Origin of the sequence: Ruminococcus sp. MCC718 (assembly GCF_018783905.1) — a bacterium.
Lineage (GTDB): Bacteria > Bacillota > Clostridia > Lachnospirales > Lachnospiraceae > Hominisplanchenecus > Hominisplanchenecus faecis.
In genome coordinates this window covers 13,956-29,301 of sequence record NZ_WQNP01000017.1, presented here as the reverse complement: position 1 = coordinate 29,301, position 15,346 = coordinate 13,956, and the positions used below count along the sequence as shown (strand labels likewise).

At 38.1% G+C, this 15,346-nt stretch carries 16 protein-coding genes; all 16 read right to left on the bottom strand.

The window, feature by feature from the left end; all coding sequences use genetic code 11:
• Positions 1–94 precede the first annotated feature (94 nt).
• On the bottom strand, positions 95–301 hold the full coding sequence (locus GPK60_RS01870; protein WP_002594704.1) for an excisionase: 207 nt from the start codon (positions 299–301) through the stop codon (positions 95–97).
• Positions 288–854 carry a type II toxin-antitoxin system PemK/MazF family toxin gene (locus tag GPK60_RS01865; protein ID WP_215630493.1) on the bottom strand — a complete coding sequence of 189 codons (567 nt, stop codon included), beginning with the start codon at positions 852–854 and terminating at the stop codon, positions 288–290. Before GPK60_RS01865 ends, GPK60_RS01870 begins: the two co-directional genes overlap by 14 nt.
• Positions 855–959: 105 nt before the next feature.
• Positions 960–1,547, bottom strand: a complete 588-nt coding sequence (locus tag GPK60_RS01860) for a hypothetical protein (RefSeq protein WP_055303972.1) — start codon at positions 1,545–1,547, stop codon at positions 960–962.
• A 560-nt stretch (positions 1,548–2,107) separates the two neighbouring features.
• Positions 2,108–2,833 carry an ImmA/IrrE family metallo-endopeptidase gene (locus tag GPK60_RS01855; protein WP_055196061.1) on the bottom strand — a complete coding sequence of 242 codons (726 nt, stop codon included), beginning with the start codon at positions 2,831–2,833 and terminating at the stop codon, positions 2,108–2,110.
• Between the two features lie 130 nt (positions 2,834–2,963).
• Positions 2,964–3,563, bottom strand: a complete 600-nt coding sequence (gene lexA / locus GPK60_RS01850; RefSeq protein ID WP_002587849.1) for a transcriptional repressor LexA — start codon at positions 3,561–3,563, stop codon at positions 2,964–2,966.
• Positions 3,564–3,752: 189 nt separating this feature from the next.
• Positions 3,753–4,736 (bottom strand): WYL domain-containing protein, encoded by a 984-nt coding sequence (locus tag GPK60_RS01845; RefSeq protein WP_023920542.1) that lies wholly within the window; start codon positions 4,734–4,736, stop codon positions 3,753–3,755.
• A gap of 20 nt (positions 4,737–4,756) precedes the next feature.
• Positions 4,757–5,185 carry a hypothetical protein gene (locus GPK60_RS01840; protein WP_008118560.1) on the bottom strand — a complete coding sequence of 143 codons (429 nt, stop codon included), beginning with the start codon at positions 5,183–5,185 and terminating at the stop codon, positions 4,757–4,759.
• A 47-nt stretch (positions 5,186–5,232) separates the two neighbouring features.
• The gene (locus GPK60_RS01835; protein WP_003864537.1) at positions 5,233–5,652 is read right to left on the bottom strand and encodes a nuclear transport factor 2 family protein; all 420 of its coding nucleotides are present in this window, start codon (positions 5,650–5,652) and stop codon (positions 5,233–5,235) included.
• A gap of 62 nt (positions 5,653–5,714) precedes the next feature.
• Positions 5,715–5,993 (bottom strand): hypothetical protein, encoded by a 279-nt coding sequence (locus GPK60_RS01830; RefSeq protein ID WP_005342358.1) that lies wholly within the window; start codon positions 5,991–5,993, stop codon positions 5,715–5,717.
• A 37-nt stretch (positions 5,994–6,030) separates the two neighbouring features.
• Positions 6,031–6,501 carry a hypothetical protein gene (locus tag GPK60_RS01825; protein WP_015530037.1) on the bottom strand — a complete coding sequence of 157 codons (471 nt, stop codon included), beginning with the start codon at positions 6,499–6,501 and terminating at the stop codon, positions 6,031–6,033.
• Between the two features lie 26 nt (positions 6,502–6,527).
• On the bottom strand, positions 6,528–8,054 hold the full coding sequence (locus GPK60_RS01820; protein ID WP_015530036.1) for a Nucleotidyltransferase/DNA polymerase involved in DNA repair: 1,527 nt from the start codon (positions 8,052–8,054) through the stop codon (positions 6,528–6,530).
• A gap of 53 nt (positions 8,055–8,107) precedes the next feature.
• A complete protein-coding gene (locus GPK60_RS01815) occupies positions 8,108–9,022 on the bottom strand; it encodes an Mrr restriction system protein (protein WP_227064771.1) in 915 nt (304 codons plus the stop codon).
• 21 nt (positions 9,023–9,043) lie between these two features.
• Positions 9,044–12,184 (bottom strand): type I restriction endonuclease subunit R, encoded by a 3,141-nt coding sequence (locus GPK60_RS01810; protein WP_066559572.1) that lies wholly within the window; start codon positions 12,182–12,184, stop codon positions 9,044–9,046.
• Positions 12,185–12,215: 31 nt separating this feature from the next.
• Entirely contained in the window at positions 12,216–13,088 is an 873-nt protein-coding gene (locus GPK60_RS01805) for a hypothetical protein (RefSeq protein ID WP_008118517.1), read from the bottom strand.
• A 24-nt stretch (positions 13,089–13,112) separates the two neighbouring features.
• Positions 13,113–14,237 (bottom strand): restriction endonuclease subunit S, encoded by a 1,125-nt coding sequence (locus tag GPK60_RS01800; protein WP_215658740.1) that lies wholly within the window; start codon positions 14,235–14,237, stop codon positions 13,113–13,115.
• 10 nt (positions 14,238–14,247) lie between these two features.
• Complete coding sequence (gene xerA / locus GPK60_RS01795) at positions 14,248–15,231, bottom strand: site-specific tyrosine recombinase/integron integrase (RefSeq protein ID WP_215658739.1); 984 nt, start codon at positions 15,229–15,231, stop codon at positions 14,248–14,250.
• Positions 15,232–15,346: the final 115 nt, after the last annotated feature.

Genomic DNA, 15,346 nt, shown 5'->3' with positions numbered 1-15,346 from the left:
AAGCACCTCCTTGTTTTTTTCTACCCTTATGATAATTAAAAAATGGCGATGAGCCTATTATGCGAACCGACCCATCGCACATTTTACAAATCAGCTATATCGAATACGCATTATCAAGATATTCGTCCAGTTTTCTTCTTTTAATCAGTCGCTTACTTCCATTCCAAAGAACAAAAGGGCAAAACTCCGAGTCGGACATTTCTCTTAATTTTCTTGAGCCAATACCACAATAAGCTGCGGCTTCTTCTACTGTAAGATTGGACTTCTTCCAGATAGGAATAATGATTTTATTTTCTGTCATTGCTTCCCCTCTTTTCTTTCTTTGATGAATATCTGTCGGTAACAACATAATCCCAACCATCCCCATCGCACTTATCACATCTGTCTTTTCGCTTTGCAAATGGGTCAAGTCGCCTTACAATATAGTCCGGATTGTGGATGTAATCATTCAGGCACTTCGGGCATAGACAGCGAATATTTTCTTTCCCCTCCGGCTTGTAAACCCATAGTCCAAAAGTCTTTTTCAAAGTTGCGTTTATCTGCCTGAAAAGTTTATCGTCATCTACCGTACCTATGTATTCACGCAAATCCTCTCTATTGACTGTCCGTATCTGCTCCAGAAGAACCATTGACGGTTTCTTCAGTCCAAACTTCTCGCCAAGAATAATGTGCGATGGCAAATATCTTTTCTTGATTACACTTGTAACCGCTGCAACAATAATCGTTGGAGCATTCTGGTTATAATCGTCTGCCTGAACGACAAGTACCGGACGTTCTCCGCTTTGTACTGAACCACTGTTATCTCCAAAGTCATAGTAGAATAAATCCCCACGACAAATCATTTTTTCTTTCATATGCATAACCTCACAAGAATCAAATTTTTAAAGTGTCATTCGTATCCGGAATGAAATAACCCCTTCACTCATTTGGACAAAGGGTGCTGAAATGCACACCCAAAATCAGAGATTTTCATAAAATTTGATAAAGTTTTTCTTTGCCGCTGCAATAGACTTATCTACGGAGCTGTAATATACGCCCTCCTGCTTTGCAATCACTCTGGAACTCAGACCGCAGCACACATTCTTCATAAGACGTTCCCTTTGAAGTGGCTGCAACATTGAAAGTGCTATCCTTGCTTTCCTGATTTCACACTGACGCAATTCTTCTCTTTCCAGTTCAAGCCTTTCTTCCTCTGCTCTTTCAAACGGGTCATCAAACATAATGGCAAGTTCTTTATGGAACTGTGAGGACATTTCATCGTCATATCCATAGCAGTCAAGTGTGCGACTGCTTCTCTTTGCATACTTGTCCTCATTTCGGTTTGCATCGTCAATTACCTCTCCCTGTGCAATGGAAAGATGAACAAACGGAGAATATCTTTCTATAACAAGGGGATACTTCTCCCAAAGCTCTTTTACAGACAATTCCGTAATAATCGCCCATTTTTCATCTCCGGTATAACCGTTATATTCGTATTTAAGATTTATCAGTTTACAATCCTTTGCAAATAATTCTTCTTGTTCTGTTAATGTAAGTTTGTTTGTCATTTTCGTAATCTCCTTTGAATTTTCTAAAATTGCTTTTTTATATAGAAAATTCGGAGATTACGGGTACTCAGCTATCTGGCACTGCCAAGCGTTATAAAACATAAAAGTCCTTTCCCAAGTAAGGGAAAAGACCTAATACTGCACGAAGCATAATCGAATAAAACAGCAACAAAAAAAGCACCGTCGAATCTGGACAGCAAAGAATACTTCTATTCTTCACTTATCCGGCTTCGTACGGTGCTTGGTAGTTTAACAAATAAATTGCTTATCTCCGCTTACTCGATTAGAAATCGTTTCGATATTTACTTGTAATCTTCATCGCCTGCAATTCCTGCTATATCCGTTCCTACGGATTCTGCGGAAGTAAGCGAGATTTAAGATATGGACATTCTTGCATTTCTGACACTTCACACTCAAATGTCCGGTTGCGTCTGAAAATACTCTTTGTATCCTGAACCCACAAGTCGGGCAGAGAATATCACGCTCTTTCAGACTTTCTGCTTCTACTCTTGACAGAAGCAATCTCTTTTGTATTTCAGGTGCTACCTGAGTCTGTAACCTCATTGCGAAACACCTCCCAGATTTAACTCATTGGAAATGTACTCAAGGATATTGTGATACTCAAATAGCCCCATATCTCTCAATCTGATAACCAAGGCTGTATAAGATACTCCGATATAAGCTGCCATTCTGCGGATAACTGCTTTATCCTTTGAAGTAATGGTATTATCGCCATAAACTCTTATCGGATTTGACTGATTATATTTCGCCAAGGCATTTTCAATAATTCTTCTCGGCATAAGAAGCGAAGCTCCCATTGTATCTGCCTGCCACTCGACAGACGCAAACATCTGAGCCAGTTCCTCTTTGGAATAACTACGCTCACTGTCATACTCTGCATGAAAGCGTCCTTCACTCGGCATTGCATACATCTTACTCAAGATATGATGTGACGCTTCGTGTGCCATTGTAAATCTGCGACGTCCCTGCTCCTTTTCAGCAAGAAGAAATTTATCAAGTACGATGGTATCTTTCGGGAAAACAAAGGGAATAATTTTTCCGTCCTGATGTATCAGCAGTGGTGTTGCTCCATCTGCCAGAAAACCAATCCTGCCTGCATCATCTTCTGCGAAAGAAGCGTATTCAATTCGTAACATAAGAAATTCTGTAATGAAATGTTCTATGTCGATGGATTGAATCACTCGATTGCTAAACTTATTAGCATAAGCTGTTATCAAGCCTTCGCTGATTTCTTCCAACTCGGCTCTTGACATATAAATACTCAAGTTGTGTCCACCTCCGACTCCACCTTGTCCGGCGGTGCAACTCCTCCGGCAAAGTTCTGTTGTATTTCCGCACTATCCAAATTGATTAGATAGCGAATTCCTTCAAGTGTTCTCATTCGTCTATCCTCTGTTATAGTTCTTTGATGATGTGACAAGCCACACCCTGAATGCAGCACTCATCTACGATGATGTCTTTCATCTTCTTATTTTCCGGGTGGAGAATGATTTTCTTATTCTCATCATCTCGGAAGTAGCGTTTCAATGTATTCTGATTATCCACAAGGGCAACTACTATATCGCCCTCGTTGGCTTCTACCTGCTTTTTGACAACCACAAGGTCGCCGTCATCAATCCCTGCTTCAATCATAGACTGACCACTCGCTCTTAATATGAAGAAATCTCCTTTGCCGAAAATAGCAGTAGGAAGTGATACATATTCTTCAATATTTTCTTCCTCATACTGAGGACTGCCACAAGGAATAGAACCTACAATCGGTGTCTGTGTCTGTTCGCCACTGTACTTACGGGTCACATTGGTACGAATCTCCTGCCCGTCATACTCAATCATATTCTTCTCAGCCATCTCTACCAAGTATTTATATGCTGTACCTCTGGCAATACCAACCGCTTCAGCAATCTTTGTAGTCGATGGGGATTGTCTGTTTTGCAGGTAATAATCCTCGATATACTTTTTTATCTCACTCATAAGTTCAGGACTCTTGCTTCTCATACCTGCACCTCGCTTTCTTTTCTATCGGAAGCACTTTGCTTTCGATAGTTTTATTATACCTGATACGAAAATTTTTTCAAGTAGGTTTTTCGCAAAAGAAAAGAGGTGTCGCAATTTGCTAACACCTCTCCATTCTTTAATATTGACTTTACGCTTTATGCAGACCATCTACATAAATGCAAATCTGCACTATTCATTCTCTTTCATATCTTCAGTAGCTTTTGTAAGCATTTGTCTGTATTGCTCTTTCAAGCTTTCCGGTGCAAGTATCTGTACCTTGCCATTAAAGCCAAACACCCAACCGAAAAAAGTCGGACTGGCTGATACTTCGGTCTGTACTCTGAAAGAAGTCATATCATACGCAAGGGTTGTCACATCTTCTCCGAAACGGTCAACCATTGTTTTCATCAGACTGTTATCACACCGTAAATCTACAAGGACTTTCTCGCCTGAGAACATAAAGAATACTTCCTTTGTGTAATTCTCAATATCAAAATCATCCGGCATAGGAATAATATCTTTATCCAATATCTCCGGCTTGGAAGCAATACGGTCTACCCTGAAATTGATAACCTTGCTTTTCTTCTCTGAATATCCGAGAACATAATAATAGTCCCCACACCAGAGAAGTTTATACGGGCTGAGCTTATACACTTCGCCCTTGTTCTTCAGAACCTTTTTCTTCAATCCGGTATAATCATAATACTGAAAAGAAATCTGCTTACCTGCATTGATGGCATCGTTTATAGCGTCAATGATATAATATATCTGCTCATTATCCGGCTTAATGCGATTGACCACATAGTTATTACGCTTCAACTTTGCCACCTGCCCCGGACTGGTCATCGTATGTATCTTCTCAATCAGAGTTTCGCTTTTCTTCTTTGTAATGAACTTCGATGACTCCACTGCATCTATCAGCAGTTTCAGTTCCGGCAATTCAAACTTACGGCTGGCTACAAAATATTTGCTCTGAGTAGAATGGATAGTAACAATATCCATTCCAAACTCCTGAAGTGCAGCAATATCTTTTGTGACCGTCGTTCTATGTGCAGATATTCCGTATTCATCATTCAATATATTGATTAGCTGCGTCGTCGAAAGCGGATGTTCCTCGTCCGTTCGTTCCTCTAATATTTTCTTTAAGTATAATATTCTCGGCTTTGTTTCCATTGTTTGCCCTTTCCAAGCTATTACTCATATAGTCCTTTGAACATTTCTCCCTGTATCACGCTGATTTGTTCAGTCGGAATTACTGTTTCATCCTGCATAATCAGTTTGCGTTCAAATTCATCAATCTTTTTCACTATGCCGGAATGCGTGAGATATGCTCCTCCGGATTTTTTATCATCAGGCACGAAATAAGTTATTGATATTTCCTGTTCTGTGCCGATATTATCTCTAATCATATTTAATTGGTCATTTAATTTCATAATGACTTCATCGCTTAACTCTAACCGTTCATCTGTTAGCCTTGCAGTCTCTTTAATGGCTGCATCGTGTCCTGTAAGTGCCGCAAAAGGTGCAAACTGTGCTGCTCTGTCGTGAAGTGACATACGAGGATGGTTCTTCGATGTCGGATTCGGCAGATTGATTATATCGTCATAGGAATGTTCATCCATCTGTTACAGCACCTCCTTTGCTCGACAAACTAGAATTTATAGTCCTCTCAAAACCAATTTGCTTTTTCTTCTCGAAATACGGGAATATCACTATCTCGATATGGATTGTAATTATGAAGATTGCAACCAAACTCTTTTAATGATTTTATTTTGTTATCCTGTGTCCATACAATTAAAGATATTCCGTCAAATTCTTCAACATTTCCATTATTCATTTTGCTTTTAAAATACCACTCCACGATTGTTTGATTGCCTTGATGAAAAAATTGCTTAATCTCCCAGACAAGAACACTTCCGCGTGTATTCCATTCGTCAAACCAGTGCTTTACCGTTTTGCGGTTTTCATATTTAGGACTCCAACTCTCAGTATATACAACATCATCTGTAAAAATATTGTCAATTCCTAAATCTGCTTTCTTAATCCACATATCAAACCATAATCGGATAATTTTTTCTCTCTCGTTCATAAAGTACCTCCATAACTTCCGATTTTCTCAATTCTCCAAACTTGAATTGACCGAGCTGATAGTTACCGTTTTCTAACACTCCATTCATCATCTTGAGCTTTTCTTTCAGCATAGTAACCGCAAGGCATATCCTTTAGAATACCAACAGAATTATCTAAGTCGAATACTGATTTTAAGGATACTAACTTTGCTTCGTCTGTTTCATGTGCTTTTCCACATAGAAATTGCCACATTCCATCATCTTCATCATGTGATACATACAAAATAGGTTCTCCATTCTCTAATATGTGGCAACAGGTTATTGTAGCTGTATTTGGTGCATCATAAAATGGGAATTTCATATTTAACACTCCTTTCAAACTTGAATTTTATAACTTATCAATCCCAATATAATATTATCATATGGTCTATCTTCTTGCGGTCAGTCAGCTCTATAATATGAGGATTATTCTCTTCCTGAGCTATAATCCATACTTTATAGTTTCCACATTCATCACTATCTCCAACAAAAGAAATATTACTTGGTTCAGCAACACCACTTTTTTCAATATATCTCTCTATTTGGGAAATAGGTAAAACTGTGTCAATCCAAAGAGCATCGGCGTATGTTGATTTTTCTCCTTTACTATTTGTGATTTCATAGCCATAAGTAGATACATAAATTACACTATCTGAGTCAGCAGACTTAATCTGTGCTACAAAGTTTTGTAAAGGATTAATATCTTCTTCGTCTAAACAAAAACTATTATAATCCTTACTTTTTTTATCAAAGTAATTATCAAATCCCATCAGAACATCATCATTCAAATCAAATTTTCTTGAATTAAAAACTATTTCTAATATGCCCATATTTTATTCCTCAAATTTCAGTTTATTTAAGCCTTATGACCGCCGATTTGCTCGTTTCGGTCTTTGGCGGTTGCACCTTCTTCAAGGTTCATTCCCTTCAACACAGCATTCTTGCCAAACTTCTTTTTGATACTCAGCATTGCTTCTTGCATACGCCTTTCCCGTTCTAATTTTTCTTCTTCCTCCGCCTGCTTCTTCCTCTGTGCTTCGTAATCGGTAAAGAGGTCGAGTTGCTGGTATTCATCTTCCTGCTTGACGGATTTTTCATCAACAAGTTTATTCGCTGTGATTGTTATTCTGCGTACAAGCAAATGCTCGTCAACTATCCTGTCATACAAGTCCATCACGGCGTTGGTAATCAATCGAGTAGAGGAAGTCTTTTTCTCAAGATTCGCTGTTCCGTGTGCGTGCTTTGGAACTTTGCGTCCATATCGGTCAATCGTAACCTCGCCTTTGTATTGATATTTTAGGTTCGGATTACTTAAATTCTCAATATCATAGCCGATTGTCAACACAAGCTGGTCAGTTACAAGTCCTTTATCCACCAAATCAAGCACCATTTGGTCGGTCATTTCTTTTACAATCAACTTTGCCTTTTCGTAATCATACGGGCAGTGAAGTACCTGTCCTGAACATACACTATTGGTTTCCGGCTTATAGGCTTTGACCTGCTCCATCGTACAAGGTTCATATCCCCAAGCATGGTCAATTAGCAATTCCGCATTGATTCCAAACAGCTTGTAGAGCAGTTCTTCGTTATACAGTTCATTCGACTTTCCGATGGAACACCTTGCAATATCTCCCATAGTAAAAAGTCCATGTTCTTCCAGTTTCTTTGCATAGCCTTTACCAACTCTCCAGAAATCTGTAAGCGGTCTATGATTCCATAGCTGTCTGCGGTAAGACATTTCATCCAATTCGGCAATTCGCACACCGTCCTTGTCCGGCTCAATATGCTTTGCCACGATATCCATTGCAATCTTACACAAGTACATATTCGTGCCGATTCCGGCTGTTGCCGTAATTCCTGTTGTTTTCAAAACATCCTGTATCATCGTCATGGCAAGTTCCCTTGCAGTCATCTGATAGGTATTCAGATAATTGGTTGCATCTATGAATACTTCATCAATCGAGTACGGGAAAATATCTTCCGGAGCAATGTATTTCAAGTAAACACTGTAAATCTTGGTACTATATTCCAGATAGTATGCCATACGAGGTGGTGCAACGATATAATCAATCTCCAATGCCGGATTCGCATTTAATTCTGTACTGTCATCAGACGAACCAGTAAATGTACGATTTAGTGCTTTCCACCTTCGGGTATTATTAGCTTCTTTTACCTTTTGCACGACTTCAAACAAGCGTGGTCTGCCGGGTATCCCATAACTTTTTAATGACGGAGATACCGCAAGGCAGATGGTTTTCTCTGTCCTGCTCTTATCTGCAACCACAAGATTTGTTGTCAATGGGTCACGATTTCGTTCTTTACACTCCACAGAAGCATAGAATGATTTAAGGTCGATTGCGATATAGGTCTTTTGCTTTGCCATCATTCTATGCCCCCTTTTAAAAATCCTTTGAGTAAATTATGCTATCGTTAGTGTCAATCCTCGGTATAAAAACCATCCAATACATATGTTGTGACTGGTGTTATATACAATTCATATTTAATAACCAGTCTGATTAAATCATTTCCGTCAATCAGTGTTATCGGCGTACCTTCTCTCGCAGCCTCTCTTGCCTTATTGGTAAATCGGCTATTAGTAATAAATACTCCATAATCGGCTTGATATTTGTTCATCGCCCCAAGAAATTGATTGATATCCGGCTCACTCACTGGATTTGAATTAAATCTTTTACACTGAATAACCACTCTGGTTGTTCTAAAATCATCGGCATCTACGTGATATCCATAACCATCAATGCCACCATCATTTGACACCTGAACGCCTTTGTTGGTAAACTCCACTCCCATCTTTGTAAGAAGTGCTCGTGAAAATTGTTCAAACTTTGCTGGAGACATATTAGCGATTGCACTCTGAAGTTTTACCTTGAAATCATCTAACAATTCGTCATCTGTGGATTCATTCTCCTCGTCTTCAACCTCCAGTGTTTCTACTGGCTTGTTTTTCGATTTGTTCTTAGTCGAATGTTCCTCCCAATAGCTTCGAGCCTTATCCCTTACTTCTGTCTTAACATCAAAATCTGTTAAATCTACATTTGCTCCATCTTGAGTAAGTGTAATCTTTGGATTGAATTTCACATAAGATATGAGTCCGACATAACTAAGCTCTTTAATAGCAAAATTAAACTTAAAATCAAATTTTTTGTACTGATTTCCTGTTTTATTAGATGTATATAGTTTCTGTTCAAATTCAGCAATATGCTCATCTAACTCACTAATTCTGTCTCTAATTTCAGAACGCTCTAACTGTCCACCTGCTTCCTGAAGGACTTGAAGGATTGGTTTAATAAGGTATGATACTTGTTCTTCTGTATTTAAATCGTCATAAAACATATTTACATTTACACCTCTCATTTACTGTGCATACTTCTTGAAATTCTCTGCCTGCTCAAGAACTTCCTTGTAAACATCATCAATGGTTACTGGCGGATAGCCGAACTCATCAAGCAGCAATATCAAATCCACTTGCAAGTTTGCCTTAATATCATCACGGGCAGACCAATCGGTATAGCGTGACTTATCATCAACAATCAACTTTATCCTCTTGGATAGTTCAATCATTTTATCGTCCGGATATTCAAACTCAAACTTCTTGGAAACTGCTTTCAAAATATCATAGAAAGCTTTTTCTTCATAATCTATACCCATATTCTTGAAGGAGTTCTTTTCTGTTTTCAGTTCAGACAACAACTGTGCAAGCTGCTCCGCAACATCATCAAGGACTTCGTTGGCATACGCTTCATCACGACGACGGTTATTATACTCATCAACAACTTTCTTGAGTCTGTCTGCAAATTCCACACCCATAATCTTATTGACTTTCTTAAACTCGTCAATCGCCTGAGAAAGAAGTCTTTGAAGTATCTTGATTTTCGTATTCGGCAACTGAATAGCATTTATCTTATCCATATACTCATCGCTGAAAATGTCCACCGATATATGCTTTCCGGTTTCAAATAATTCCTCAATGCCATCAGACTGAATTGCACCCTCAAGCATTTTGCGGACACGAGCGTTCATCTGCTCAATATCCGGTGCATCGCCTTTTGTCAACTTGAAAAGGATAGAACGGACAGCACAATAAAAATGGATATAATCCTTATCTTCATCAGAGAATTTCTCACTTGAACTACAAAGATTAAATGCCTGCTTCATTCTCTTGACTGCTGCCATAAATCTTCTTTCCAGTTCTTCAGACAACTGCACATACTCAACTGCACGATTCAGGCAGGCAAGCTGTTCAGTAGGAGAACCGTTGAAGAAATCACTACTGTTAAAGTTGTGGAACATCTGACCAAGAACTTCTAACTGGTCTTTTACAATCGTGATAGACTGCTCCACACCTTCAAATTCTTCGCTCTCAAAATTCGTATATTTCTTGAGGGCAGTGTTCATATTTTTCTTAATACCTATGTAGTCAACAATTAAACCTTTATCTTTGCCCTCGCATACACGATTTACACGAGAAATCGTCTGAATAAGGGTATGCTGCTGAATAGGCTTATCAATGTAAATCGTATCAAGCTCCGGCACATCAAAACCAGTCAGCCACATATCTACAACAATGGCAATCTTAAAGTTTGATTTCGGATTTTTGAACTGACGGTCAAATTCTTTCCTATCCTCTTTTGTGCCAAGCATATCAAATAGGTCTTTTTCATCATCTTTATTACGAGTCATAACCAACTTGATTTTTTCCATTGGCTTCAACTCTTTTTTATCTTTCTCACTCAGAACAACACCATCATCACAAATCTTCTTTTCTGTCCATTTCGGTCTGAGTTCCTTTACTATCTTATAGAAATCGTATGCTATATTTCGGTTGGAACATACAAACATTGCTTTGCCTGCTACGGTTGCACCTTCTGCCACACGGGTTTCATAATGCTTGATAAAGTCCTCTGCAACAGCACGAAGTCTATCAGGGTCGCCAATAATAACTTCCATTTTGGCAACTGCTTTCTGACTTTCTTCTACTTGATGTTCATTTGCTCCCTCAAGCTCACACTGTGCATAATATTCTTCAATCTGTCTTACCTTGTCCTGATTAAGCATAACCTTAGCTGCACGACCATCGTAAACAAGATTAACTGTAATACCGTCCTTAACAGCTTCCGTCATTGTATATGCGTCTACAACACCACCAAAGACTTCGATTGTTCCATCAACCGGAGTTCCGGTAAATCCAACATAAGTTGCATTTGGTAAAGAGTCGTGCAAATACTTGGCAAAGCCATAGGTTTTCTGAACACCTGACTCTGTAATCTTAACCTTTTGGTCGAGATTGATTTGGCTTCTGTGTGCTTCATCAGAAATACAAATAACGTTCGTTCTGTCTGTAAGAAGCTGCAAATCCTCTGTGAATTTCTGAATGGTAGTCAGATAAACACCGCCACTCTCTCGTCCTTGAAGCTCCTCACGAAGTTTCTCACGGGACTCAATACTTACAACAGTTTCATCCCCGATATATTTCTTTGAACCTACAAACTGTTTGGAAAGCTGGTCGTCAAGGTCTGTTCTGTCCGTAATAATAAGAATAGTCGGAGAAGAAAAGTATTTGCTTTTCATCAGCATACGGGTAAGAAAAAGCATTGTATAACTCTTGCCGCAGCCTGTCGCTCCAAAGTATGTACCACCTTTACCATCTCCTTCGGGGCGAAGATGAGCCTTGATATTCTCATACAATTTATTTGCCGCAAAGAACTGTGGATAACGACACACTATCTTCAAATCCTTATCTGAGTTATCCGGAAAATAAATAAAATCTTTGATAACTTCAAGCAAACGGTCTTTTCGGAAAAGTCCTTTTATCATCGTTACAAGAGAATTGATACCGTCCAGTTCTTTATCGTCTGAGTTTATCTTTCTCCACGCATAGAAGAAATCATACGGGCTGAAGAAAGAACCATATTTATTATTTGCTCCGTCACTGATAACAACAAACGCATTATATTTGAAAATCTCCGGAATATCTCTACGGTAACGGATTGTAAGCTGCTTATATGCGTCCATTATGGTCGTATTCTCTTGTACCGCACTCTTAAATTCAAGAACAACAACAGGAATACCATTTACGAACACAATGCCATCAGGAATACGCAACTGATTATTTACGCCTTCAATTTCAAACTGATTAACCACTTTGAAAATATTGTTTTCGGGAGTGTCGAAATCAATAAGTTCAATATAGAGGTCTTTCTGCGTTCTATCCTCACGATTAAGAATAAATCCATCGCAGAGCAACTTAAATACAGCTTTGTTTGCTTCATAAATCGTACCGGAAATATTACGCAGCATTAGAATGACACTATCCACCTCACTCGGTGTGATACCATCTTTCGCATAGCGATTATAGAGGTATTGCTTCAGGTCGTCCGTAAGCAGAACCTCCGTCCTTTCTCTGTGTATCTGGTCGCCACTGACATAGGTGTACCCCTCGTCTTTGAACAACTCCATTATTGACATTTCCAATGCGTGTTCATTAAAATTTGCCATTGCGTTCACTCCTTTGGTATTCTGCATCAAATTATGATGCAACTACACTTGTATAATAAGCATTATAAAGTGCTTGTACTGTTTCATAATATTTATCTTCATAAGTTTCTGCTTGTGCGTCGGTATACTCTAAGAAAAACTGACAATCAACATCTTCGCCAAACTTATTATTTATAATTGTTGCTATATTCTCAACAAGTTCCATCATCCACATACAAACGGTTTCTTCTCTTGTGTGTGCTAGACTTTGATATTCCCATACATAATCAATCGGAGGTATAGGTGTTTCCTTATCAAAATCCATTTTTTTATCTACGAAATAATAGAAATATTCATCAATATACTCTCCAATAGATATTTGAGCCACATTCAAAATCATCATCAGACGATTTTCTTTATTTATAGGTTCAAAGATATTAGGAGTGCCGTTCCATTCTAATTCTCGGTATCTATCATAACTTCGATGAAAATATTTTGCTCCATCATACAAATAATCCCTTCCCAAATTATATTTCTCTATATCTTGCTGAAGTTTATCTATACATCCCTGTAACCAATACTTTCCCGTAAATTGTTTAATCTTATATCCGGCTTGATTTAATATCTCATTTTGTAATTCTTCAGAACACCGGCAGTATTCCGAATAAATTTTCCTTGTATGCTTTTCAAGCGGATATAGATTAGCTGCTATAATACACCACGGCAAATAATCTCTTTCCTCTTGATTATCAATTAGAAAAAGTCGAGCTTTTTCTTGCAATGCTATACGTTCCTTTTCGCATTGCAATTTCTGTATTTCCTTTTCATGTCGTGATTGCAACCAATAAATCAAAAAAGAAACTGCTATTGTTGCCACCAGTGACAATACTCCGATTATAATCTGAATTATATCTGCTAATGACATAGGTTCCTCCTTGTAAATGATAATTTAGCGGCTTGATAACTGAGTTAGTAAAGCATTTTGCAAGTCAAGAAGCTGTTGTATTTCATTGGTATTTGCAAGAATTTGAGCAAAAAGAGGTTCGACACGCTTTTCAAATAGAATTGCGTCTTCAAAATTAGGTTCAAATACTTTTTCCATTTCAAAATCTCGTGTTACCAATGCACTAAAAACAGCTCCCGATGCTTTTTTCTTCATTGTTGCTATTACATATCGGGTAAAAGAGAATACGAATAAGGCTGGAAAGTCATTCTTTCCCTTCAAAGCATAACACGATTGATTCATAGCCATAGGTACACCTGCTAAAGCTAAATTACCGACAGTTCCACGACAGGTAACGAATGTTGTATATGGTGGATATAATCGACTTGAACAGTTGTTTAACCCCTCATTGGTCAAATGCTTTTCGGTACTAATACAAAATGGTGAACGTGAAATATCTTTAGGAGTAAAGAAAAGAATGTTACCGTTCCAAAAACTATCTTCATCTGTCTTAGGAGTGCCACCACCCATAAGTTGTACAATATCCGTGAAAGATATTGTGGCAGTCGGCTTATTTTCTAAGAACACCTTGAAGAAAATTGTATCAGTGGTGTTTATTAAATTATCATTTATCTTCTGTTTCAAATCTATTCTATCGGTTATCGTCTTGTAGGCTTTCACTATTTTTCTCTGCTTTTCAATATCTGGTACTGGAAGTTCCACCATACAAAGCTCATTCCAATCGAAAATCTCTCTTACGCTTCCGTGTGACTTATACCTTGCATAACGGTCAAATTCTGGTCGGCTGAACCAAATCATAAGATATTCAGGGTCAAGTTCCTCTTTATTTTCAACTTCAAAAACTGTATAAGAGCTTGAAATGATACAATCTTCTTCATCTAAATAAGCAATAGAAATTTTCTCTCCATTTCGTGAAGTAACGGGTCCGTATGCAAACTGTCCCGTTCTGACTATCTTATAATTCGATAAATCAGTTCCTACAATATTTGCGATTGAAGGAATAAATTTTTTACTTATACTTACGCCAAGCAACTTTGTTACGGCTAAATTCTTATTACGCTCGTCCACAAGTCGAATGTAATTGCCTAATATCTTATATCCTTTTTCCATTCCTACCACCTTAACCAATGTATTTTCTATGAGCAATTTTCACATTGCTCTGCTTGACCATTGCATATTGCAATGTCGTATCTATTCTTCTATGCCCCAAGAGCTGCTGAAGCTGCTCTATTGGCATTCCTTTGTCTATTGCCATTGTTGCAAGTGTTCGCCTGAATTTATGAGGGTGTACCTTATTTAATCCCAAGCGTTTTCCAAGCTGTCGTAATCTCACTTCAATACCTCCGATATTCATTCGATTATACGGAGATTGTAATGAAACAAAAAGTGCTGGATTGTCGTCCTTTCGGCTATTTAAGTAATTCTGCAAATGTATTTTTGTTCTTGCATCAAAATATACTATTCGCTCCTTATCGCCTTTGCCGAAAACCACACATTCTCTTTCGTTAAAGTCTATATCCTCACGATTTAGCAACACCATTTTTCCGACACGCATCCCCGTTGAAGCAAGCATATCAATCATCGCCAAGTCCCTGAGTTCTGTGCAATTATCTCTCATCAATTCAAGTGCTTCATCTGAATAAGTTTCCTTAATGTTTGTTCCGGTCTTAACCTTATGTATTCGCCTGACCGGACTTTTCAAAATATAATCCTCGTCCTCAAGCCAAGAGAAAAAACTGGAAAGTATTCGTCTTATATTATCTATCGTAACTTTACTTGATTTTTTCTTTGCTTGATACTCTGTCAAATAACAACGAATGTCGTCAGTTACGATATATTTGATACTCTTTCCAATACCATCAAGCATTGACTGTATCGTTGCATTATAGTATTTCAGAGTTTTCTCAGAACAGCCTTCAATACGCTTTGCCGATAGGAAAGATTCTACTAAATTCTGTTCTGAAAGTTCCTCATCTTTTTTTATCTTTGTTACCTCATAATCAAAAAGTGTATACTGCAACACCTCTTGCAATCTTTCTGTCTGTGCGTTATTCAGATAAGGTAACATTCCTTGAATAACATCAGTGATTAGGTTCTGTTTCATAGTCAATTCTCCTTTTCTTTTTTAAGAGAACGACTACCAGTGGCAGTCCCTTGTTTTAACTCCCGCCACTGATGGGAGTTCTATTGTAAATGATAATTTAGACGATACTGCTCAA